23 protein-coding genes, 1 tRNA gene and 1 pseudogene are annotated in these 20,121 nt (G+C 69.5%); 7 read left to right on the forward strand and 18 right to left on the reverse strand.

From position 1 onward, the window contains the following. Positions 1-14: 14 nt before the first annotated feature. On the reverse strand, positions 15-521 hold the full coding sequence (locus AB0D57_RS19320; RefSeq protein ID WP_362073860.1) for a MarR family transcriptional regulator: 507 nt from the start codon (positions 519-521) through the stop codon (positions 15-17). Between the two features lie 227 nt (positions 522-748). Between AB0D57_RS19320 and AB0D57_RS19325 the strand changes: the two genes are divergently transcribed. Next, on the forward strand, positions 749-946 hold the full coding sequence (locus tag AB0D57_RS19325) for a hypothetical protein (protein WP_362073785.1): 198 nt from the start codon (positions 749-751) through the stop codon (positions 944-946). 94 nt (positions 947-1,040) lie between these two features. Here AB0D57_RS19325 and AB0D57_RS19330 read toward each other — a convergent pair whose 3' ends face one another. The 7 genes from AB0D57_RS19330 to AB0D57_RS19360 form a co-directional block, all read right to left on the reverse strand. Next, a complete protein-coding gene (locus tag AB0D57_RS19330) occupies positions 1,041-1,382 on the reverse strand; it encodes a hypothetical protein (RefSeq protein ID WP_362073788.1) in 342 nt (113 codons plus the stop codon). 453 nt (positions 1,383-1,835) lie between these two features. Continuing rightward, positions 1,836-2,762 (reverse strand): RNA polymerase sigma factor SigF, encoded by a 927-nt coding sequence (locus AB0D57_RS19335; protein WP_362073791.1) that lies wholly within the window; start codon positions 2,760-2,762, stop codon positions 1,836-1,838. 244 nt (positions 2,763-3,006) lie between these two features. Continuing rightward, positions 3,007-3,957: an RNA polymerase sigma factor SigF gene (locus AB0D57_RS19340; RefSeq protein ID WP_362073863.1), complete on the reverse strand. Its 951-nt coding sequence runs from the start codon at positions 3,955-3,957 to the stop codon at positions 3,007-3,009. A gap of 185 nt (positions 3,958-4,142) precedes the next feature. Further along, a complete protein-coding gene (locus AB0D57_RS19345) occupies positions 4,143-4,436 on the reverse strand; it encodes a Dabb family protein (protein ID WP_362073794.1) in 294 nt (97 codons plus the stop codon). Positions 4,437-4,467: 31 nt separating this feature from the next. Beyond that, on the reverse strand, positions 4,468-4,647 hold the full coding sequence (locus AB0D57_RS19350; protein WP_362073797.1) for a hypothetical protein: 180 nt from the start codon (positions 4,645-4,647) through the stop codon (positions 4,468-4,470). A gap of 545 nt (positions 4,648-5,192) precedes the next feature. Further along, positions 5,193-5,546, reverse strand: a complete 354-nt coding sequence (locus AB0D57_RS19355; RefSeq protein WP_362073800.1) for a hypothetical protein — start codon at positions 5,544-5,546, stop codon at positions 5,193-5,195. 583 nt (positions 5,547-6,129) lie between these two features. Further along, complete coding sequence (locus AB0D57_RS19360) at positions 6,130-7,629, reverse strand: beta-propeller fold lactonase family protein (RefSeq protein WP_362073803.1); 1,500 nt, start codon at positions 7,627-7,629, stop codon at positions 6,130-6,132. 419 nt (positions 7,630-8,048) lie between these two features. Between AB0D57_RS19360 and AB0D57_RS19365 the strand changes: the two are divergent. Then, a pseudogene (locus tag AB0D57_RS19365) lies at positions 8,049-8,250 on the forward strand (site-specific integrase); the annotation flags it as partial. Between the two features lie 79 nt (positions 8,251-8,329). Here AB0D57_RS19365 and AB0D57_RS19370 read toward each other — a convergent pair. The 3 genes from AB0D57_RS19370 to AB0D57_RS19380 all read right to left on the reverse strand — a co-directional run bounded on the left by AB0D57_RS19370 (position 8,330) and on the right by AB0D57_RS19380 (position 9,826). After that, positions 8,330-8,414, reverse strand: a tRNA-Ser gene (locus AB0D57_RS19370). Between the two features lie 78 nt (positions 8,415-8,492). Continuing rightward, positions 8,493-8,924 (reverse strand): tRNA adenosine(34) deaminase TadA, encoded by a 432-nt coding sequence (gene tadA, locus AB0D57_RS19375; RefSeq protein WP_362073866.1) that lies wholly within the window; start codon positions 8,922-8,924, stop codon positions 8,493-8,495. A gap of 359 nt (positions 8,925-9,283) precedes the next feature. Further along, positions 9,284-9,826, reverse strand: coding sequence for a hypothetical protein (locus tag AB0D57_RS19380; RefSeq protein ID WP_362073869.1), 543 nt, complete (start codon positions 9,824-9,826; stop codon positions 9,284-9,286). A gap of 99 nt (positions 9,827-9,925) precedes the next feature. Here AB0D57_RS19380 and AB0D57_RS19385 point away from each other — a divergent pair, with 99 nt between their 5' ends. Then, positions 9,926-10,246: a hypothetical protein gene (locus AB0D57_RS19385; protein WP_362073878.1), complete on the forward strand. Its 321-nt coding sequence runs from the start codon at positions 9,926-9,928 to the stop codon at positions 10,244-10,246. Positions 10,247-10,444: 198 nt separating this feature from the next. Beyond that, the gene (gene upp, locus AB0D57_RS19390; protein WP_362073806.1) at positions 10,445-11,080 is read left to right on the forward strand and encodes a uracil phosphoribosyltransferase; all 636 of its coding nucleotides are present in this window, start codon (positions 10,445-10,447) and stop codon (positions 11,078-11,080) included. Positions 11,081-11,141: 61 nt separating this feature from the next. On the opposite strand, the gene AB0D57_RS19395 is transcribed toward upp, so the two are convergent. Both AB0D57_RS19395 and AB0D57_RS19400 read right to left on the reverse strand, forming a co-directional pair. Beyond that, entirely contained in the window at positions 11,142-11,801 is a 660-nt protein-coding gene (locus AB0D57_RS19395; protein WP_362073809.1) for a LytR C-terminal domain-containing protein, read from the reverse strand. Positions 11,802-11,899: 98 nt separating this feature from the next. Next, complete coding sequence (locus AB0D57_RS19400; RefSeq protein WP_003999914.1) at positions 11,900-12,196, reverse strand: type II toxin-antitoxin system VapB family antitoxin; 297 nt, start codon at positions 12,194-12,196, stop codon at positions 11,900-11,902. A 226-nt stretch (positions 12,197-12,422) separates the two neighbouring features. Here AB0D57_RS19400 and AB0D57_RS19405 point away from each other — a divergent pair, with 226 nt between their 5' ends. Continuing rightward, positions 12,423-14,003 carry a helicase HerA-like domain-containing protein gene (locus AB0D57_RS19405; RefSeq protein WP_362073872.1) on the forward strand — a complete coding sequence of 527 codons (1,581 nt, stop codon included), beginning with the start codon at positions 12,423-12,425 and terminating at the stop codon, positions 14,001-14,003. A gap of 77 nt (positions 14,004-14,080) precedes the next feature. On the opposite strand, the gene AB0D57_RS19410 is transcribed toward AB0D57_RS19405, so the two are convergent. From AB0D57_RS19410 to AB0D57_RS19430, 5 genes are all read right to left on the reverse strand, one after another. Beyond that, positions 14,081-14,224 (reverse strand): hypothetical protein, encoded by a 144-nt coding sequence (locus tag AB0D57_RS19410; protein ID WP_362073814.1) that lies wholly within the window; start codon positions 14,222-14,224, stop codon positions 14,081-14,083. Between the two features lie 64 nt (positions 14,225-14,288). Continuing rightward, entirely contained in the window at positions 14,289-14,633 is a 345-nt protein-coding gene (locus AB0D57_RS19415; RefSeq protein ID WP_362073817.1) for a hypothetical protein, read from the reverse strand. 163 nt (positions 14,634-14,796) lie between these two features. Continuing rightward, the gene (locus tag AB0D57_RS19420) at positions 14,797-14,961 is read right to left on the reverse strand and encodes a hypothetical protein (protein WP_362073820.1); all 165 of its coding nucleotides are present in this window, start codon (positions 14,959-14,961) and stop codon (positions 14,797-14,799) included. 861 nt (positions 14,962-15,822) lie between these two features. Beyond that, positions 15,823-16,404, reverse strand: coding sequence for an HhH-GPD-type base excision DNA repair protein (locus tag AB0D57_RS19425; RefSeq protein WP_362073823.1), 582 nt, complete (start codon positions 16,402-16,404; stop codon positions 15,823-15,825). A gap of 52 nt (positions 16,405-16,456) precedes the next feature. Further along, complete coding sequence (locus AB0D57_RS19430; protein ID WP_362073826.1) at positions 16,457-17,185, reverse strand: siderophore-interacting protein; 729 nt, start codon at positions 17,183-17,185, stop codon at positions 16,457-16,459. Positions 17,186-17,263: 78 nt separating this feature from the next. On the opposite strand from AB0D57_RS19430, the gene AB0D57_RS19435 reads away from it, so the two are divergent. Together AB0D57_RS19435 and AB0D57_RS19440 are read left to right on the forward strand one after the other, a co-directional pair. After that, positions 17,264-19,441 carry a penicillin acylase family protein gene (locus tag AB0D57_RS19435; protein WP_362073829.1) on the forward strand — a complete coding sequence of 726 codons (2,178 nt, stop codon included), beginning with the start codon at positions 17,264-17,266 and terminating at the stop codon, positions 19,439-19,441. Beyond that, positions 19,431-20,063 (forward strand): GNAT family N-acetyltransferase, encoded by a 633-nt coding sequence (locus AB0D57_RS19440; RefSeq protein WP_362073832.1) that lies wholly within the window; start codon positions 19,431-19,433, stop codon positions 20,061-20,063. Before AB0D57_RS19435 ends, AB0D57_RS19440 begins: the two co-directional genes overlap by 11 nt. The last annotated feature ends 58 nt before the right edge of the window (positions 20,064-20,121 follow it).

A 20,121-nucleotide genomic window follows, 5' to 3' on the forward strand; every position in this document is an offset into this window, starting at 1 on the left:
CTTTTCTTACGTACTTACGCGGGTGTACGGGTGGTCAGTTCTGTTACGTCTGTCGCATACGGGGGCGCCTGGGGCGGTCGCTGCAGCGTGGAGCGGCAGTCGCCGAAGCTCTCGCGCAGTCGGCCCATCAGCTGGATGAGCTGCCCGACCTCGTGATCGGACCAGTCGCTCAGCCGGTCGGCGAAGAGCTGCGAGATGCGCCGGGAGAGTTCGTCGAGCTGCCTGTGCCCCTCGGCGGTGAGGTGCAGGATGCGCGAGCGCTTGTCGGCCGGGTCGGGGGACCGTTCGATCCAGCCGCGGTCCGCGATGTGCGTGACATGGCGGCTGGTCACGGACATGTCCACGGCGAGCAGCTCGGCGAGCCTGCTCATCCGCATCTCTCCGTACCGGTCGAGCAGCGTCAGTACGGCGGCGGAACCCGCCGGGCAGTCGACCGGCAGGATCCGCGCCATGTCCCTCTTCACGGCGCCGATGGCGCTGAGCTGGCGAGCCAGTTCCTTGTACTGCGCCTGCTCGGCCACCACGCCTCCCATTGTTCGTTGCTTAGGGCAACCATAAATAAGTTGGTTGCTGCAGGCAAACTAAATCGGGCGTCTGGACCTAAAACCTTGGCAAAGGCAAGCATTGGCAAATGTAAACTTGCAGGTCGGGGGTGGTGTGCCCGATACCGGGGACGGTGTGCCCGGATCAGGCCTTCATGGGGCCCCGCACTTGGGCAACCCTCGCGCATTCGCTAGGGTCCTGGGCCATGGCAAACACCCAGGGCCCCGAGGGCAACTACGACCCCGCGGGTAGCACCCAGATGTTCCGCGCTTTCGTCGACGAGGGCCCCCAGGCCCGGCAGCAGCAGGCGGCCGCCCCGGCGGGCCCGCGCATGGGCCTGATCCTCGGCGTCGTCGTCGCCGTGGTGATCGTGGCCGCGGTGGCGTGGCTCGCGCTGGCGTAAGGGCGCCCCGCGAGCAGAGCGCGAAGCAGAGCACGGAGTAGAACAAGAAGAAGAACCGGTAGAAGAACCGGTAGAAGAACCAGTAGAAGACGAGTCACTTCCACTGGACGGACACGTCCCGCGTCTCGATGTGCATGCCCAGTGGCACGCGCCAGGCGTCGACGCAGACCGTCCAGGTCTTCTGCCTGCTCGCTCCGGCGGCGATCGGCGCGGGCAGGTCCTCGGTCGATCCGATCGTCGCCCAGTCGATGCCGAGCGCCCCGATGATGTGCGTCCCGAAAGTCACCGTGCCCGAACGCACCGCGCTGCCCCCGGTGTTGTGGAAGGAGACGGTGACGTTCTCGCACCAGCGTTGATCGGTGGCCTCCCGCCGGGGCTCGCCCACGTCGAGGGCGGCGGGCCCGGGGGTGGTGGGTGTGGGGGCGGCCGGCGGCACGGACGCAGCGCCGGAACTTCCACTCGTACGACCGGAGTCGGCACCCCCGGACGCGGGTCTCGACGTACCACTGCTCACGGCGCTCGCGCCCGCCCCGGTGCCACCGGGGCCCGAGGCGGTTGTCCTTGGACCTGGGCCCGAACTCCCGGGCGGAGTGCCTCCCCGAGGGGCGGAAGTCTCACCTCCGGTCAGCGGCACCAGTGAGACGTCCCCGGTAGGGGCCACGGCCACCCCTGACTGCGCGGGCGCTCCCACCGCCACATAACCGCCACCGGCCCCGCCACCTCCGCAGGCGGCCGCCACGGCACTCAGACAGACAACAGCCGTCGAGGCGCCCACCAGGGCGCCTCGACGGCCATGGAGCCAAGTCGCTCGACGCATCGCGCCAGTGTGGCTGACGATCCGTCAATTATGAAGCGGTAGGGAAGCGTTCAGAACAGGATCAAGAAGGGGTCAGTCGGAGATGAGCCCTTCGCGCAGCTGGGCGAGGGTCCGGGTGAGGAGCCGGGAGACGTGCATCTGCGAGATGCCGACCTCGTCGCCGATCTGCGACTGGGTCATGTTCGCGAAGAAGCGCAGCATGATGATCCGGCGCTCGCGGGGCGGGAGCTTGGCGAGCAGCGGCTTCAGCGACTCGCGGTACTCGACGCCCTCCAGGGCGGTGTCCTCGTAGCCGAGGCGGTCCGCGAGGGAGCCTTCGCCGCCGTCGTCCTCGGGGGCCGGTGAGTCCAGCGAGGACGCCGTGTACGCGTTGCCGACGGCGAGGCCGTCGACCACGTCCTCCTCGGACACACCGAGGACCGCGGCGAGTTCGGCGACCGTCGGGGAGCGGTCGAGCTTCTGGGAGAGCTCGTCGCTGGCCTTCGTGAGGGCGAGCCGCAGCTCCTGGAGGCGGCGCGGCACCCGCACCGACCACGAGGTGTCGCGGAAGAACCGCTTGATCTCGCCCACGACCGTCGGCATCGCGAAGGTCGGGAACTCCACGCCGCGTTCGCAGTCGAAGCGGTCGATCGCCTTGATCAGGCCGATCGTGCCGACCTGGACGATGTCCTCCATCGGCTCGTTGCGGGAGCGGAAGCGGGCTGCCGCGTACCGGACGAGCGGGAGGTTCAGCTCGATCAGGGTGTCCCGGACGTAGGCGCGCTCCGGGCTGTTCTCGCCGAGTGCGGCGAGCCGCAGGAACAGGGAGCGGGACAGGGTGCGGGTGTCGATGGCTCCCGAGGTCTCGGGAGCGACCGGCGGGACCGGTGCGGCATCGGGGGCCGAGAGCGCCGGGTCGGCGTCGGGGGCCGGGAGGGCCGGGACATCGTGAAGCACGTCGGGCGCGGATTCGCTCTTCATGAGCGTGAGCACCTTCGAGCTGCCCTGGTCTGCGGACATGCCACCCCCTTTGGGTCGCGGACGGTCGCGGCGGACGCTCCCGTCGGAGGAACGCAGCCTCCACCTGAATACCGGCGGCGGGGCCGCGGCAAACGCTCTTCCGGCAGAATGTCACATGTCGGCAACACGCTGTAGTGACATGTCGACATGAGAGGGGTGAATCGGCCCTGGAAAAAGGGGGTCTGACGGTTTTTCGACGCTGAACTGTCGGAAAAGGATCCGTTGAGCGATTCGCTCTTACCGGTTACGCCTCGATCCTGTTTGCGGATCGAAGACGCGCGAAGCTACGGGCGAGCAGCCTTGACACATGCATCTGGGAGACTCCCAGTTCGGCGCTGATCTGTGACTGCGTCAGATTGCTGTAGTAGCGCAGGAAAAGGATGCGTTGTTCGCGTTCGGGCAGTTGTACGAGAAGGTGGCGTACGAGGTCGCGGTGCTCGACCCCGTCGAGGGCGGGGTCCTCATAGCCGAGCCGGTCGAGCAGCCCCGGCAGCCCGTCGCCCTCCTGGGCGGCTTCGAGGGAGGTCGCGTGGTAGGAGCGCCCCGCCTCGATGCAGGACAGCACCTCCTCCTCGGTGATGCGCAGCCGTTCGGCGATCTCGGCGGTCGTGGGCGAGCGCCCGAAGGCCGTCGTGAGGTCCTCCGTCGCGCTGTTCACCTGCACCCACAGCTCGTGCAGTCGGCGGGGTACGTGGACGGTGCGGACGTTGTCGCGGAAGTAGCGCTTGATCTCGCCGACGACGGTGGGCATCGCGAAGGTCGGGAACTGCACGCCCCGGTCGGGGTCGAAGCGGTCGATGGCGTTGATGAGCCCGATCGTCCCGACCTGGACCACGTCCTCCATGGGCTCGTTGCGGCTGCGGAAGCGGGCGGCCGCGTAGCGGACGAGCGGGAGGTTCGCCTCGATGAGCGCCCCGCGTACGCGATGGTGTTCCGGGGTGCCCGGCTGCATCGTCTTGAGCTGGCCGAAGAGCACCTGGGTGAGGGCCCGGGTGTCGGCGCCGCGTCGTCGCTCCGGGGCGGCTTCCTGAGGTGACTCCTGCTCTTGGAGTGGTGCCTGTTCTTGGAGTGGCGCCTGTTCTTGAAGCGGTGCGCGATCTTGGAGGGGTGGTCGTTCTTGGAGCGGCTGCTGTTCCTGGAGCAGTGCTTGCTCCTGGGGCGGTGCTTGAGGCGCAGTACTGGCCGGCACGGTCAACTCCACCTCTATGATCCATCAGATCTGTCAACGCATCCGTCAAAAGCGGTCATAGCATCACAAGACATGTGCACTGTGTGCAAGCACCGTATAAGGCCGTGTTGAACGGGATTTGGGGAGAGTTGGGGCGCGATACGCCAGAAAGCCCCCCGCCGAATCCGGCGAGGGGCTTCGGGGCGCGCGGCTCAGAACGGATAGTCGGCGATCACCCAGGTCGCGAACTCGCGCCACAGGGCGACGCCCGCCTGGTGCGCGGGATGCTCCAAGTACCGCTTCAGCGCGTCGGCGTCGTCGACCGCGGAGTTGATCGCGAAGTCGTACGCGATGGGCCGGTCGGTGATGTTCCAGTCGCATTCCCAGAACCGCAGCTCGGGGATCTGACCGCCGAGCGCGCGGAAGGCGGCCACGCCCTCGGCGACGCGCGGGTCGTCGCGCTCGACACCCTCGTTGAGCTTGAAGAGGACCAGATGGCGGATCACGGGCACTCCCTGGTGGTGCGTGGGTCGCCGCTCAGTCCTTGGCTCCTTCGGCGATCCACGTCATGAAGTCGCCTATGGCCTGAGCGGCACTCGAAATACCTTCGAACCCTATCTGTACGTAATCGGCCGCATTCTCCGGGTCTGTGATGATCACGTAGACCACGAAGACCACGAGCACATAGACGGCGATCTTCTTCGAATTCACCGCCATCGCGGCCTCCCCTGTGACTGCTGCGCCCGCTGGGCCCCCTGTTGCCGGCGGTGAGTGTAACCTTCACGCCCGTTTTCAGGATCAACGGCCCGCTGGGCGACGCCTTTTGCGAGCGGCGGTGCCGGGGCTTGCCCGGGTACACGGAAACACGAAGGGCCCCGTCTGTCGACGGGGCCCTCCTCAAGCGGTAGCGGAGGGATTCGAACCCTCGGCGACTTGCGCCACACTCGCTTTCGAGGTCTGTTCGCGCTGGTCAGAGCATGATCCGGCTTCGTTCACGCCTGTTCATTCCTGTCCTCTCGCCCATCACGTGAACCGTTGTGGACGGCTCCGGATGGGGGTGAACGAGACGGAAACTGAGACGGAGCACCCTCCCGGTGACCTGTGCCCCAGCCATCTGAGCGTCGGGGAGGAGCGAGAGGTTTCTAGAGCCGTGGCCACGGCTACAGGATCGCGTCGTAGGTGTCTGGGCCAACCGTAGCTAGCCGAGCCCCCCGTCAGGGGTGGGACACGGGTGGGTCAGGCTCGACAGAGAAGCGTGTCTCTCACTGAGAGACATCCCTTCTGTCCTGCGCGGTGGGCCTCGGAATTCCGGAGAGAGCAGAACGCGCGCGCTCGGCGTTCACGATTGCGCCTTGTGTCTCCAGCATGCTCCCGAGCGCCTTCACACGCTCCCATTTGGCCTCAGCCGGAACCTTTGACTCCCCACGCCAGTGGGCCAGGACGAGCTGGGCAGTCCCCGTCATTTTGTGGTCCTTGCCCAGCACTCGCTCCGTCTGTTTCACCAGTTCGGCCAAGGTGTCTGCCGCGCCTGCTGGATCCCCTGCCGCCCCTTGCCAGTGAGCCAGGCTGTAGCGGGTGACCAGCGTGTTGGGGTCATCCTCGCCCAGCGCATGCAAATGGCGCTCCACCAGTTCGGAGAAGGCGTCTGCTGCGCCCGCTGGGTCCCCCGCCCTCCCCCGTTGGTGGGCCATCATGCACCGGGTCTGGAGGGTGTGGGGGTGGTCTTCGCCCAGTGCTCGGACCTGAGTCGTCAGCAGCGAGACGGTCGCTTTGAACGTTGAGGGCTGTCGAGTTGGTGAGAAACGCCTGCGCGAACGAACTGTCCCGTAGGTCGCGCAAATTGCACGATGCGCGGCATACCGCCGCCACGGTGCTGTTGATCCTCGGGGTCTCGGAGCGGGCAGTCACTGATCTGGGAGCGGAACGGAGACGGGCCCGGCGACGGAGCCGCCGGCGGGCTCCCATCGGTCAGGTGAGCGATGGGGGCAGGTTGGTGGACCTGCCCCCAGTCGATCAAGTCGCGACCTGGCACTGATCGATGAGCCGCGCAACCACGCTGAATGTGCCCAGCCGGCAGGGTTTCGGAGCGCGAAGTAGGCCCCCTGACGAGCTGTGTCGCGGAGCGTCGAAAACGGGCCCCGGGCGTCGGTCGCTGCTGCGGCGAGGGACGTGCCGGGGCCCGTTTCTGGTGATCGTTGATCAGGTGTTGCAGCCGGTTCCGGTGATGGGGTTGGCGCAGGCATTCTGGCCGGTTCCGCCGTTGTTGGTGTTGGTCCCGGGTCCGCCGTCGAGAGCGTCGTTGCCGGGTCCGCCCTCGTTGGCGTCGTTGCCCGCGCCGCCGGTGAGGGCGTCGTTGCCCGCGCCGCCGGTGAGGGTGTCGTTTCCGTTGCCGCCGGTGAGGGCGTCGTTGCCGTTGCCGCCCTCGACGCGGTCGTTGCCGTCGCCGCCGGACAGCACGTCGTTGCCGTCGCCGCCGCAGATCAGGTCGTTGCCGCCGCGGCCGTCGACCACGTCGTTCCCGGCGAGAGCGAAGATCACGTCGTCGCCGGGGGTGCCGATCAGGACGTCGTCGCGGTTGGTGCCGGTGATGGTGGCCGTGGCGGTCGCGCAGGTCAGCGCCGGAGGGGGCACGACCCCGATCGCCACCCCGAACGGGAGGTCGTCGACGGGGACGGTGGCGACGACGGTGTTGGTGGCGGTGTTGATCACGGACACTGTGTCGTCGTTGGCGTTGGTGACGTAGGCGCGGGTGCCGTTCGGCGACACCGCCACCTCTCGAGGCGCATCGCCGACGGGGATGGTGGCGACGACCGTGTTCGTCGCCGTGTTGATCACGGACACCGTGTCTTCGTCGGCGTTGATGACGTAGGCGCGGGTGCCGTTCGGCGACACCGCCACCCCCTGGGGCACATCGCCGACGGGGATGGTGGCGACGACCGTGTTCGTCGCCGTGTTGATCACGGACACCGTGTCGTCGTCGGAATTGGTGACGTAGGCGCGGGTGCTGTCCGGCGACACCGCCACCCCGAACGGGGAGTCGCCGACGGGGATGGTGGCGACGACCGTGTTCGTCGCCGTGTTGATCACGGACACCGTGTCGTCGTCGGCGTTGGTGACGTAGGCGCGGGTGCCGTTCGGCGACACCGCCACCCCGATGGGAGCATCGCCGACGGGGACGGTGGCGACGACGGTGTTGGTGGCGGTGTTGATCACGGACACCGTGTCGTCGTCGGCGTTGGTGACGTAGGCGCGGGTGCCGTCCGGCGACACCGCCACCCCCAGGGGCCCATTGCCGACGGGGACGGTGGCGACGACCGTGTCGGTCGCGGTGTTGATCACGGACACCGTGTCATCGGCGCGGTTGGTGACGTAGGCGCGGGTGCCGTCCGGCGACACCGCCACTCCCCACGGCGCATCGCCGACGGGAACCGTGATCACCACCGTGTTCGTCGCTGTGTTGATCACCGACACCGTGTCATCTTGGAAGTTGGCGACATAGGCGTAGGTGCCGGGCGGCACGGCCTGGGCGGGCTGCGGGGCCACCATGGGCAGGGCCAGGCCGGCCACTAGGACGAGACCTGCCACCAGCGCCCGCAGCAACCCACCCCACCACGAGCGACGCACTCGAAGACCAGGTGGCGCCGACGACGGGAGGGCCTCCTGCGCGCCCACCCCGCTCACGGTTTGACAGATAGTCACAGCAATCCTCCCGACCGGGCTGACAGAATGGGACATATTATGACAGGTCGCCACATTAAGTATGGCGGGGACGCGCGACCGCCCCGACCATGGGCCGGGGCGGTCGCCTGGACGTTCGTGCGCCCCACCGAGACCGCACCCGGTCCGGTGCCGCGACTGAACCGGAGGATCCGGGGCACGGAGGCGGGCGACTGGACCCAGGCGCGGTGAGCGCGACGGGCCGGGAGGGGCGCCCTCCGCCGACAATCACTCGGCAGGGGGGGCGCTCAGGAATTCGTTGATCCGGCGCAGGGTGGCGCACCCACAATGCTTACGCACATGCCGTACGTGCCTGACGATCCCTCGGATACCCGTAAGGCGTGTACGAAAACGGCCACTTGCCCTACATGCCTGCTGCCTCGCCGGCACCCGAGACAACCACGGTGCTGCTGATCCTGGGAGTGTCCGAGCGTGCCGTGATGGGGCTCATGGGCTGGTCGTCCACGGCCATGGCCGCGCGGTACCAGCACATGGTCGACACGGTCCGCACCAACATCGCCCGACAGGTCGGCGGACTCATCTGGAAGCCGGACGGAGCATGGCACGGACGACGATGATGACGGGCTCGCCGGGGCCCTCGTGAAGGCCCAACTGAGACGGAAACTGAGACGGAGAACGATGAAGGGGCGGTCCCCATCAGGACCACCCCTTCATCTACCTGCGGTAGCGGAGGGATTTGAACCCTCGGTGACTTGCGCCACACTCGCTTTCGAGGCGAGCTCCTTCGGCCGCTCGGACACGCTACCGAGGGAGACCCTACCCCAAGGTGGGCTGTGGTCTGAAATCTGTTTCCCGTGCTCCTGGCGCTCGTGGGGTGCTTGCGCTCAGCGGTCGCGGAAGAAGTCGGTGAGGCGGCTCGCGCACTCGTCCTCGAGTACGCCGCCGATCACCTCGGGCCGGTGGTTGAGCCGACGGTCGCGTACGAGGTCCCAGAGGGAGCCGACCGCGCCCGCCTTCTCGTCGCGGGCGCCGTAGACGACCCGGTCGACCCGGGACTGCACCAGCGCGCCCGCGCACATCGTGCAGGGCTCCAGCGTGACGACGAGCGTGCAGCCGGACAGCCGCCACTCGCCGAGCCGCTGGGCGGCACCACGGATCGCGAGCACCTCGGCGTGGGCGGTCGGATCGCCGGTGGCCTCGCGTTCGTTGTGCCCGGCCGCGAGCACCGTCGTACCGTCCGTGGACAGCACGACGGCGCCGACGGGGACATCACCGCCCTGGACGGCCCGGTCGGCCTCGTCCAGGGCGAGGCGCATCGCGGCCCGCCAGCGTTCGCGTACCGGATCTGATGGAAACGTCTCTTTTGTGATGCTCACCCGGGAAACCTAACCCGGGAAACCGCCCGAGCCGGGAAACTGCGCACCCCAGGAAACGGCCGGCCCCGGGAAGCCGCGCACCCCGGAAAACCGCCCGCCCGGGACGCCGCGGAGCCCGGAAACGTCCATCCCGGAAGCCGCGCACCCCGGAGGGCCGTTCACCCGGGACATCACGTACCCGGAAACTGCCCGACCCGTGGAACCGCGTAGCCGGAAACCGCCCGGCCCGTGGAACCGCGTAGCCGGAAACCGCCCGACCGGGGGAACCGCGTACCGGGAAAACCGCCCAGCCCGGAAAGCTAGCGGACGGTCTCCAGGACCTCCGCCGCTCCGAGGGCGTCGGCGATCGTGCTGAGCGCGTCGCCTTCGTCCAGGGCGAGGAGTTCCTTCTCGCTCACACCGAGGTCGGCGAGGATCTCGCGGTCTCCGACGGGGCTGTGTGACACGGCCTCGCCGGGTGCCTCCTCGTCCTCGTCGTCGTCGGCGTCGGTTGCGTTGTCGGGCTCACCGTCTTCCGTGCCGTCCAGGTCGAGGGAGTCCAGGTCGGCGTCGTCGTCGCCGGGCTCCCGTCCTAGTAGTTCGTCCGTGAGCAGGATCTCGCCGTACGAACTGCGGGCAGCGGCGGCGGCGTCCGAGACGTAGATACGAGGGTCTTCCTCACCGTCCAGGCGGACGACGCCGAACCACGCGTCCTCCTGCTCGATGAGTACGAGCACCGTGTCCTCCTCCGAGGCTTCACGGGCCAGGTCGGTGAGATCCGACAGGGTTTCCACATCGTCGAGCTCTGTGTCGCTCGCTTCCCACCCGTCTTCGGTGCGCGCGAGCAGTGCGGCGAAGTACACCGTGACTCTCCCACTGGTCATAGGCGTGCCGGTTGGGGGTCCCCCCGGCGGAGGTTGATGGGCGGGGAGTGCTGCTCCGAGCCCCACCCACTCGGAATCGTGGCAGAAACAGAGCGTTCAGGGGATGTCTTCGGCCTGCTGTGTCTGTCACTTTTGATCGCTAACAGCGGATCGTACGCGGCACTCGGCGTCACACGTGCATGTCCCCGCCCGCACGGCGTGGGCGTGACGCCGACGGAGTTACCAACGGAAGGTGCGCATGCGCATGGCGTGACGGAGGCGGGCGGCCTTGGCGCGCCGGGGCTGGACGCGGTCGCGCAGCTCACGCGCCTCGGCCCGCTCGCGGAGAAACTGGGCGCGTCGCCGCCTGCGCTCGGTGTCCGGTTCCTGCCGTTCCGGCGATCCTGGCAATCCCGGTGATCCCGGTGATCCCGGCGATTCCTGCCGTTCTTCCGGCGATTCCTGCCGTTTCCGGCGTTCCAGCTGCTCCGGGGGCCGCTCTTCCCGGTCCGGCATAGGCACACCACCCCAGGTCCGGGTCCGTCACTCCCACTTTCCCTCGGACGGGCGGTTTGACGCCAGAGCGAGGGACGCGGGGGCGCGGTTACTGTTATCGGCATGCGTCTCCACGTCGTCGACCACCCCCTGGTCGCCCATAAGCTCACCACCCTGCGCGACCGGCGCACCGACTCCGCGACCTTCCGGCGGCTCGCCGACGAGCTGGTCACCCTGCTCGCGTACGAGGCCACCCGGGACGTACGCACCGAGCAGGTCGACATCGTGACCCCGGTCGCCTCCACCACGGGCGTCAAGCTGTCCCACCCGCGCCCCCTGGTCGTGCCGATCCTGCGGGCGGGCCTCGGCATGCTCGACGGCATGGTGCGGCTGCTGCCGACCGCCGAGGTGGGCTTCCTGGGCATGGTGCGCGACGAGGAGACGCTCCAGGCGTCCACGTACGCGACCCGCATGCCGGACGACCTCTCCGGGCGCCAGGTGTACGTCCTCGACCCGATGCTGGCCACCGGCGGCACGCTCGTCGCGGCGATCCAGGAGCTGATCAAGCGCGGCGCGGACGACGTCACCGCCGTGGTGCTCCTCGCCGCCCCGGAGGGCGTCGAGGTCATGGAGCGCGACCTCGCGGGCACGCCGGTCACCGTCGTCACGGCGTCGGTCGACGAGCGCCTGAACGAGCACGGCTACATCGTGCCGGGCCTGGGCGACGCGGGGGACCGGATGTACGGGGCAGCCGAGTAGGCACGCCGCTCAGCAGGTGAGTGGCGTGCCTACGAGAGCGTGAGTGGCGTACGTACGAAGCTCAGCAGCTCTTCTGTGTGGTGGAGGGCGTCGGCTGGGGCTGGGCCAGGACGGCCAGCGCCTTGTCGGCGTCCTCCTTTTTCGTCAGAGCCTTGAAGTCGTCGCCGATGATGAGGTCGACCTGGTCGGCCTGCGCGCGCCCGTCGGTCTTCACCGTGGCGTCCGAGAGCTGGGTGCTCAGAACGGGGAGCGCCGCCTGGACGGCCGACTCGGCGCCGAGCAGTATTCCGGAGCCCTCGACCTTCTTGTCGTACGCCTCCGTCGCGTTGCCCACGTCGCCGATGCGGAACCCGCGCTTCTTCAGCTCGTCCGCGGTCTCCTTGGCGAGCCCGCTGCGGGGCGTGGCGTTCAGGACGTTGACGGTGATCTGGCCGGGCCTGGGCAGGTCCTGGGGCCCGGCGGGTGCGGCGGACGCCGTGGACGAAGCGCTGACCTTGGATGCGCAGTCCGTCTTGGCGCCGACCGCCGTGGCCTTGTCACCGCCGCCCGTGAAGACGTCGATGAGCTGCAGGGTTCCCCAGCTGATCAGCCCGAGCGCGGTGAGGGAGGCGACGACCAGGAACACGAGCCTGCGGCGCCCCCGGGGTCGGCGCATCCGTGGGTACTTGTCCCCCGTGATCCGGTACTGGCCGCCCATGCCAGGGGGAGTGAGCATGCTCATGAGCGCAGCGTAATGCGCTGCGGCGGCGATGCCTACTAAATGATCATTGCCCCGCGCCCAGTCCAACCCAAAAGGGTCAACCCGTACGCCCTCGAAGGTCAGTCGAGTTCGAGCACGCGCGCGTGAAGGACCTGCCGCTGCTGCAGTGCGGCTCGGACGGCGCGGTGCAGGCCGTCCTCGAGGTACAGGTCGCCCTGCCACTTCACGACGTGCGCGAAGAGGTCGCCGTAGAACGTGGAGTCCTCGGCGAGGAGGGTCTCCAGATCCAGTTGGCCCTTCGTCGTCACGAGCTGATCGAGGCGGACCGGGCGCGGCGCGACGTCCGCCCACTGCCGGGTGCTTTCCCGGCCGTGGTCGGGGTACGGCCGGCCGTTTCCGATGCGCTTGAAGATCACACGGAAAGCCTACCGGCCCAGACCTTCCGGGCGCAGCCATGGCGGCGGAGTGCGACGCTGGAAAAGACGTTGCAAACGCGGGCATAACGGTAACTCGCCGGGCTTGCGCGGCACCGGCTGGGCGCACCCGAACAGGGAACAGGGGCCTGACATGAGTGACAGCGAGGGACCGCAGACGGTCGCACCCGAAGGTGTGAGTGGTGCCGGCGGCGCCGGATCCGAGGCCATGAGTGGTGGCGCCGCGCTTCCCGAGAAGGCCCTGAAGATCGCCTCCGGGTACGCCTTCTCCGGGCCCGCTCTCGACCTGGGTGCCCTGCTCTGGGACGGTCAGTGTCTGTCGGACGCCCAGATCCGCATCCCACTGCCCATGCTCAACCGGCACGGCCTGGTCGCCGGCGCGACCGGCACCGGCAAGACCAAGACGCTCCAGCTGATCGCCGAGCAACTGTCGGCCCAGGGCGTGCCGGTGTTCCTCGCCGACATCAAGGGTGATGTTTCGGGGATCTCGGCGCCGGGCGTGTCGAACGACAGGGTGCGGGCGCGCGCCCAGGAGGTCCAGCAGGAGTGGACGCCGACCGGCTGCCCGGCCGAGTTCCTCGCGCTCGGCGGCATGGGCCACGGAATCCCCGTACGGGCGACGATCACCAGCTTCGGTCCGGTGCTCCTGTCCAAGGTGCTCCAGCTCAACCAGACCCAGGAGCAGTCGCTCGGCCTGATCTTCCACTACGCCGATCAGAAGGGCCTGGAGCTGGTCGACCTCAAGGACCTGCGCGCGGTCGTCACCTTCCTGACCTCGGACGAGGGCAAGGCGGAGCTGAAGGGGATCGGTGGGCTGTCGACCGCCACGGCGGGGGTGATCCTCCGTTCCCTCACCGCCTTCGAGGCGCAGGGCATGAGCCCGTTCTTCGGTGAGCCGGAGTTCGACACGAGCGAACTGTTGCGGACGGCGTCGGACGGGCGCGGCATGGTGTCCGTCCTCGAACTCCCCGAGGTCCAGGACAAACCGCAGCTCTTCTCGACGTTCCTGATGTGGATGCTCGCGGATCTCTTCCACGATCTCCCGGAGGTCGGCGACGCCGACAAGCCGAAGCTCGTCTTCTTCTTCGACGAGGCGCATCTGCTGTTCACCGACGCCTCGAAGGCCTTCCTGGACTCGATCACACAGACCGTGCGGTTGATTCGCTCGAAGGGGGTCGGCGTCTTCTTCGTCACGCAGACGCCGAAGGACGTTCCGGGCGACGTCCTGGCCCAGCTCGGCAACCGGGTCCAGCACGCGCTGCGTGCCTTCACGCCGGACGATCAGAAGGCGCTCAGGGCCACGGTGAAGACGTTCCCCCACTCCGCGTACGACCTGGAGGAGGTGCTCACCGGCCTCGGCACCGGCGAGGCCGTGGTCACCGTGCTGAGCGAGAAGGGCGCGCCGACACCGGTCGCGGCGACCCGGCTGCGGGCGCCGCAGTCCCTGATGGGCCCGGTCGACGCGACCGTCCTGAGCCAGGCAGTGAAGGCGTCCTCGCTGTACGGGCGCTACGCGCAGGCGGTCGACCGTGAGTCCGCGTACGAGAAGCTCATCGCGCGGGAGGCCGCCCGGGCACAGGCTGCCCAGGAAGCCGCGCAGGCGCCCGCGAAGGGACACACCAAGGGTTCCGGGGAGAGGGAGAGGGGGAGGGAGGGGAAGGAGGAAGCCTCGGTCGTCGAGCAGGTGGTCGGCAGCGGCATCTTCAAGTCGCTGGCCCGGTCCGTGGGTACGCAGATCGGGCGGGAGATCACCCGCTCGCTCTTCGGGACGGCGCGACGCAGACGGTAGTCGGTGGTGGGTAGTCAGGTGGCAGGCGTGGCGACCGCCCCGTAGCGGGGCGGTCGCCTTCGTTGTTGCCTGGCCGCTCAGTTGCTGCCGCGCTCCTTGGGGGGTGTGCTCTGCTGCCGGTCGGCGGGCCCGGGCCGCGACTCCGGCTTCGGTTTGGGTGTGTTGCGTACGGCTTCGGCGCGCAGCAGGGCGCGGAGGACCGCGTACGGGTCGTTGGGCATGGCTGTGTCCTTGCGTTCGGTGGTCGGCTTGCGAGGGAGGGGGCCGGAGGGGGGGCCGGGCCTCTCAGCAGCGCAGGACCACTGACCGCAGGGCGTGCAGGGTGGGGAAGGACGATGCCGGTACGCAGCGGGGTCGACGCTCGGGCCGGGAAAGCCCGGGGGCGGGGTGGAGTGCGGGCCGCAGCGGGGCGAGGGGGCGGTTTTCCTGCCGGGCGGGCGGTCGCAGTGCCGTGTCGAGTACGTCGTGCTCGGCGCCGCCGCCCGATTCCGAGGAGGCCGCGACGTGGTCCACGGCGTGCGCCTCGACGTACGCGCCCGCCGCGAGCGCCGTGACGAAGAGCAGCGCCAGAACCCGCATCCACGCGTGCCGGCGCAGCATGTACGGCCGCCGGTGCGGAGTGGGTCTCATGGGAGGCATGTCCCCACCGGGGGAGGGCGGCGCATCGGGTCGGCGGGGAGATCCGCCCTCTTGGCCTATGAGCAGGGCGCGAAGTTGACGTAGGGAGCGAAGTTCGACATGGCGAGTGACGTACGACAGGACGGGTGACGTACGACGTGACGTGCGCCGTGGGTCAGAGCGCGCGCGGGACATGCGGGGCGCGGTCGCGGCCGCGGATCCGGGACGCGGTGACGAGTTGCAGGGGGCCTTCGGGGGCGGGGCTCGGTTCACGGGCGGCGTGGATCCGGCGGCCGTCGTACTGCGCGCCCCAGGGTGAGCCGCTTGGTGCCTCAGTCATGATTCATGCTTTGGCCGGGCGGGGGTGGGGTGCCATCGGGGTGGGCCGAGTGGTGGACGGGGGCGTCGTGCGGGGGCTTTCTCGCCCCCGCCGCCCCTACCCGTCCCATCCCTGGGGGCTGCGCCCCCGGACCCCCGCCTGGGGCTGCCGCCCCGCCACGGGGCTACTGCCCTGGACCCCGCCAGGGGGCCTTGCCCCCGTCTTCGCCCGAAGGACTCGTCCTCAGACGCCGGACGGGCTGGGTGGTGGTGCTGGGCCGCGTTTGAAGGTCTTTGGCGCCGACCGGCAGTCTTTTAGCGTCGCAGATGAGCTGAGGTTTCCTCGGCGATCCTGGGTTTTCCTGGATCGCGGGAAGCGGCCCGTGGTGCATGGCTGGGTATGGACCCCCGCCGGTGGCTCGCGGTCCGTGCCGCTGGCGGGGGCACGGTGCTCATCGCTTGCGGTACCTGCCGCCTGTGGCGCCGCCGGCTGCGGTGCTTCGGTGACTGGGGTAGCCGCCCCGCCGGACGCTTTCCGCTCCGGTGTGGACCCGGGCGGGGCGGGGACCCCGCGTCGCTTTCCTGGGCACGGGGCGGATTCTCAAGGAGACCGGAATTGTGATTGCTGCTCCCACCGGCCTCGCAGTGACACGCACGCTACCGGGCCCACCACCACGCTCCTGCAGCTCAGCGGAAGCACTCACCGAAAGGTGTCACACGAGTCCGCTTGCGTCGCATCGGGCAGCAAGCCGTGTTACAGAGCCACGCCCAGGATGCACAGGCCAATCGGAGCACTGCGCATGACCCTGTCCGGCGTTTGAGGACGAGGCCGTTCAGGCCGAAGTGGGGGGCCGGGGGTGGCAGCCCGTAGGGAGGGGGGCGGTTACTTGCCGGAGGCCTTCGCCGCCTTCATTTCTTGCTTGTGGGCCCGGACCTTCGCGAGGGACTCAGGGCCGGTGATGTCGGCGACCGAGCGGAAGGACTTCGGCTCGCCGTACGGACCCGCGGCCTCGCGCCAGCCCTTGGGGCGCACGCCGAACTGCTTGCCGAGGAGGGCCAGGAAGATCTGGGCCTTCTGGGCGCCGAAGCCCGGCAGGTCCTTGAGCCGCCGGAGGAGTTCGGCGCCCGTACCGACGCCTTCCCAGACGCCGGCGGCGTCTCCGTCGTAGTGCTCCACGAGGTACTGGCACAGCTGCTGGATCCGCTTGGCCATCGACCCCGGATAGCGGTGCACCGCGGGCTTCGCCGACAGCAGCGCGGCGAACTTCTCCGGGTCGTACACCGCGATCTCGTGCGCGTCCGGTTCGTCCGTGCCGAGGCGCTCGGCGATCGTGCGCGGTCCCTTGAACGCCCACTCCATCGGCACCTGCTGGTCCAGCAGCATCCCGATCAGAGCGGCGAGCGGACTCCGGCCGAGCAACTCGTCGGCGTCGGGATCCTGGGCGATGTGAAGGGTGACGTCCATGCCTCGATGATCCCGCGCGAGGGGGAGGGATGCCTCCCCGGGCCGGGGACGCTCAGGCGGCGCGCCAGTAGCCCATCGCGTTCACCCGTTGCCTCGGCAGGGACAGCTCCTTGCGGACGTACGACGTCAGGGAGCGGGTCGTGGTGGTGTCGCAGGCGATCCAGACGTACGGGGCCGGCTGGTCCTTGAGGAGGTCGGGGAGGGTCGACTTGATCTCGGAGACGAGGTGGGCGCCCTGGTCGCGGCGGGGGACCTCGCGGACGTCGTGACGGGAGGGGGCGGCGCGGAGGGGGAGTCCGCCCGTGCCGTGGTCCGTCTCGAACCAGATCGTCGCCGGGGCCGTACCCACCGAGTCCAGGAGGGAGTTGAGAGCGGGGAGCGAGGCCGTGTCGGCTACGGCGAAGACGTGGGAGGGCGCCGGGCTCGGCTCCGTGAAGGCGCTGCCGTGGACCGTCGCCTCGATCGTGTCGCCGGGGCGGGCCGCCCGTGCCCAGTCGCTCGCGCGGCCGTCGTGCAGGGCGAACTCCAGGCTGAAGGTGCCGGCCGCCGGATCGGGGTCGACCAGCGTGTACGCCCGCTGGTGCGGCCTGCCCGCGTCGTCGAACCACAGCCGGACCCACATGGTCGGGTGCACGCCGGTCGCCGCGAGCATGCCGCCGTCGGTGAGGCGCAGCCGACGGTAGCGCGGGGTGACGTCCTCGGCCTCCGTCACCGTGAACGCGAAGTCCTTGCCGCGGAGCAGCTTGAGTACCGCGCCCTCCCAGCCGTGCCCCTGGCCCATCGCGTCTCCACCCCTCGCGTACGATTTCGGCACATTGGGAGTTAGGTTAGCCTAACCTGAGAAAATTGGGGATGGAACGTGACCGTCGAGATCTACCGCGACCCATGGGGGATCCCGCACCTGCGCGCCGGCGACGCACGCGAGCTCGCCCACACCCAGGGCCGTACCACTGCCGCCGACCGGGCCTGGCAGCTCGAGGTCGAACGGCACCGTTCGCAGGGCACCTCCGCCGCGTTCCTCGGCGCCGAGGCCGTCGCCTGGGACCGGTTCGCACGGCAGGCCCGGCTCGACGACACCGCGAGACGCTGCTTCAGAGCCCTGGAGAGAACGGACCCGGAAACCGCCGACTGGGTCGTCGCGTACGTCGACGGAGTCAACGAGGGGCTGGCCGAAGGTGCCCGCCGCGCACCGGAATTCGCGGAGACGGGCCTTGCCCCGGGACGCTGGGAGCCCTGGACCCCGCTCGGCGTCTGGCTCGCCACGCACATCCTGTTCGCCGGCTTCCCCGCCAAGCTGTGGCGCGAGGAGGTCGTCCGCCGGCTCGGCGCCGACGCGGTCGGGCTCTTCGCCACCGACGGGCCCGGCACCTCCGGCAGCAACGGCTGGCTCGTCACCGGCGAGAGGACCGTCACCGGGCAGCCGGTCATCGCGGGCGACCCGCACCGCTTCATCGAGGACCCCGGCGTCTACCAGCAGATCCACCTTTCCTGCCCCGAGTTCGACGTCGTCGGCCTCGCCGTCCCCGGCATCCCGGGCATCGCCCACTTCGGCCACACGGGCACGGTCGCCTGGGCCATCACCAACGCGATGGCCGACTACCAGGATCTGTACCGGGAGCGGCTGCGGCGGGTCGGGCCGCAGGACGTGGAGCGACTGGAAACCGTGGAAGCCCTGGAAGCCCTGGACCCGGACGGGGAGTGGCGGCCGGTGGCCCGGCATGTCGAGACGATCGCGGTGGCGGGCGGCGAGCCGATCGAGGTGGAGGTGATCGAGACAGCACGCGGACCGATCGTCATCGGGAGCATCGGGAGCATCGGGAGCATCGGGGGCGCCGAGGACGCCGCCGCCACCGCTCCCCTCAGCCTGCGCTACCCGCCCCGCGTCACCGAAGACCTCGGCTTCAGCGCGCTCCTCCCGCTCCTTCGCGCCCGCCGGGTCGCCGACGTTGACCGGGCGTTCGACCAGTGGGTCGAGCCCGTGAACGTCGTCCAGGCCGCCGACACCGAAGGCGGCGTCCTGCACCGGGTCGCGGGCCGGGTGCCGGTCCGCGGCCAGGACAACCGCACGCGGATCGTCGCCGCCTGGGAGCCGGGACACGAGTGGCAGGGCTGGCACGAGATGCCGTACGGGACCGCCGGGGATCTCGCGGACGGCGTCGCCGTGATGGCGAACCAGCGCGGGCCCGCGACCCCGCTCGGCGTCGAGTTCGCCCCGGTCCACCGTGCCGCGCGCATCCGTCAGCTCCTCGACCGGCAGCCCGCGTGGTCGGCCCCGGAGATGGCGGACATCCACATGGACACCCATCTCGCCTCCGCCGCCCCCCTGATGGACCACCTCGCCGTCCTCGACGGCCTGACCCTTGAGGCGACGGCCCTGCGCGACCGGCTGCTGCGCTGGGACCGCCGGATGACGGCCGACAGCACGGGGGCGGCGGCGTACTCCGCGGTGCGCGGCGGGGTCGTACGACGGCTCGTCGCCCACCCCGCCTTCGCCGCGCTGGCCGACCCGCCCGCGTACCCGGAGATCTTCCGCCCCTGGCTCGCCCTCCTCCCTCGCGTCGGCTTCGCCCTCGAAAACCTGCTGAAGGCCGAGGAGTTGTACGGCATCGACCGCGCCGCCCTCGTGCGCGAAGCCGTCGAGGAGGCGGCCGCGCAGCCGCTCGGTACCTGGGGTGACACCCACCGCCTCGCCCCCTGGCGCGCGCTCACCACCACCTCGTACTACGAACCGGGTCTCTCCGGAGACCACGACTGCGTGCTGTGCACCTCGGCGGTCCCCGGCCTCACCGACCTGAGCGCGCGCGGCCCGGCCGCCCGTTACGTCTGGGACCTGGCCGACCGCGAGAACAGTCTGTGGGTGGTTCCGTTCGGCGCCTCGGGCGTCCCCGGCTCGGCCCACCACCGCGACCAACTCCCCTTGTGGCTCAAGGGAGACCTGGCCCCGGTGATCACCGACTGGAAGCAGCTCACGCAGGAAGTACAGGAAGTACAGGAAGCACACGAAACACAGGAAGTAGAAGAGAACCATGACCACTGAGCCGTACGCCCACACCCGCGAGGCCGTCCACGAGCACCGGCTCGACGGCTTTGGCACCGTCCGCATCCTGCCCGTCGACCCGCACGCCGACCTGGACGTGATCCACGGCTGGGTGACCGAGGAGCGCGCCAGGTTCTGGGGCATGAACGGGCTCACGAAGGACCAGGTCCTGCAGGCGTACGTCCATCTGGACTCGCTCGACACCCACCACGCCTTCCTCGCGGTCAAGGACGGCGAACCGGCGGCGCTCTTCCAGACGTACGAGCCCGAGGCCGACCGGGTCAGCGAGTGCTACGACGTCGAGCCCGGCGACATCGGCGTCCATCTGCTGATCGGCCCCGCGGGGCCAGGCGGCGGCCGGCCGGGCTGGTCGTCCGCCCTGCTGACCGCCTTCACCACCTACGCGCTGATCGGCCTCGACCGGCAGCGGGTCGTGGTCGAACCCGACGCGCGCAACACGAAGGCGATCGACCGGCTGGTCCGGCAGGGCTTCGTGCCGGAAGCGGAGATCGTGCTTCCCGAAATCGACCTGCCTGAGGTCTACTTGCCCGAGAAGCGCGCCCAACTGGCCTTTTTGACCCGCAAAGCGGCTTTCGGGGAGGGTGCGTTGCCGGTCGGGTGAGTACGGGCCCTCATTAGTCCGTACGTATCCAAGACCCTGGAAGCACGGATACGGAGAC

This window comes from Streptomyces sp. NPDC048275, assembly GCF_040652275.1.
Classification (GTDB): Bacteria; Actinomycetota; Actinomycetes; order Streptomycetales; family Streptomycetaceae; genus Streptomyces.

Bases quoted from the DNA above. Each gene is read 5' to 3' on its own strand.
- AB0D57_RS19325 (WP_362073785.1), top strand. From the start codon at position 749: ATGGCAAACACCCAGGGCCCCGAGGGCAACTACGACCCCGCGGGTAGC.
- AB0D57_RS19335 (WP_362073791.1), bottom strand. From the start codon at position 2,762: ATGTCCGCAGACCAGGGCAGCTCGAAGGTGCTCACGCTCATGAAGAGC.
- AB0D57_RS19350 (WP_362073797.1), bottom strand. From the start codon at position 4,647: ATGGCGGTGAATTCGAAGAAGATCGCCGTCTATGTGCTCGTGGTCTTC.
- tadA (WP_362073866.1), bottom strand. From the start codon at position 8,924: ATGCGCCTCGCCCTGGACGAGGCCGACCGGGCCGTCCAGGGCGGTGAT.
- upp (WP_362073806.1), top strand. From the start codon at position 10,445: ATGCGTCTCCACGTCGTCGACCACCCCCTGGTCGCCCATAAGCTCACC.
- AB0D57_RS19395 (WP_362073809.1), bottom strand. From the start codon at position 11,801: ATGAGCATGCTCACTCCCCCTGGCATGGGCGGCCAGTACCGGATCACG.
- AB0D57_RS19405 (WP_362073872.1), top strand. From the start codon at position 12,423: ATGAGTGGTGGCGCCGCGCTTCCCGAGAAGGCCCTGAAGATCGCCTCC.
- AB0D57_RS19410 (WP_362073814.1), bottom strand. From the start codon at position 14,224: ATGCCCAACGACCCGTACGCGGTCCTCCGCGCCCTGCTGCGCGCCGAA.
- AB0D57_RS19415 (WP_362073817.1), bottom strand. From the start codon at position 14,633: ATGAGACCCACTCCGCACCGGCGGCCGTACATGCTGCGCCGGCACGCG.
- AB0D57_RS19420 (WP_362073820.1), bottom strand. From the start codon at position 14,961: ATGACTGAGGCACCAAGCGGCTCACCCTGGGGCGCGCAGTACGACGGC.
- AB0D57_RS19425 (WP_362073823.1), bottom strand. From the start codon at position 16,404: ATGGACGTCACCCTTCACATCGCCCAGGATCCCGACGCCGACGAGTTG.
- AB0D57_RS19430 (WP_362073826.1), bottom strand. From the start codon at position 17,185: ATGGGCCAGGGGCACGGCTGGGAGGGCGCGGTACTCAAGCTGCTCCGC.
- AB0D57_RS19440 (WP_362073832.1), top strand. From the start codon at position 19,431: ATGACCACTGAGCCGTACGCCCACACCCGCGAGGCCGTCCACGAGCAC.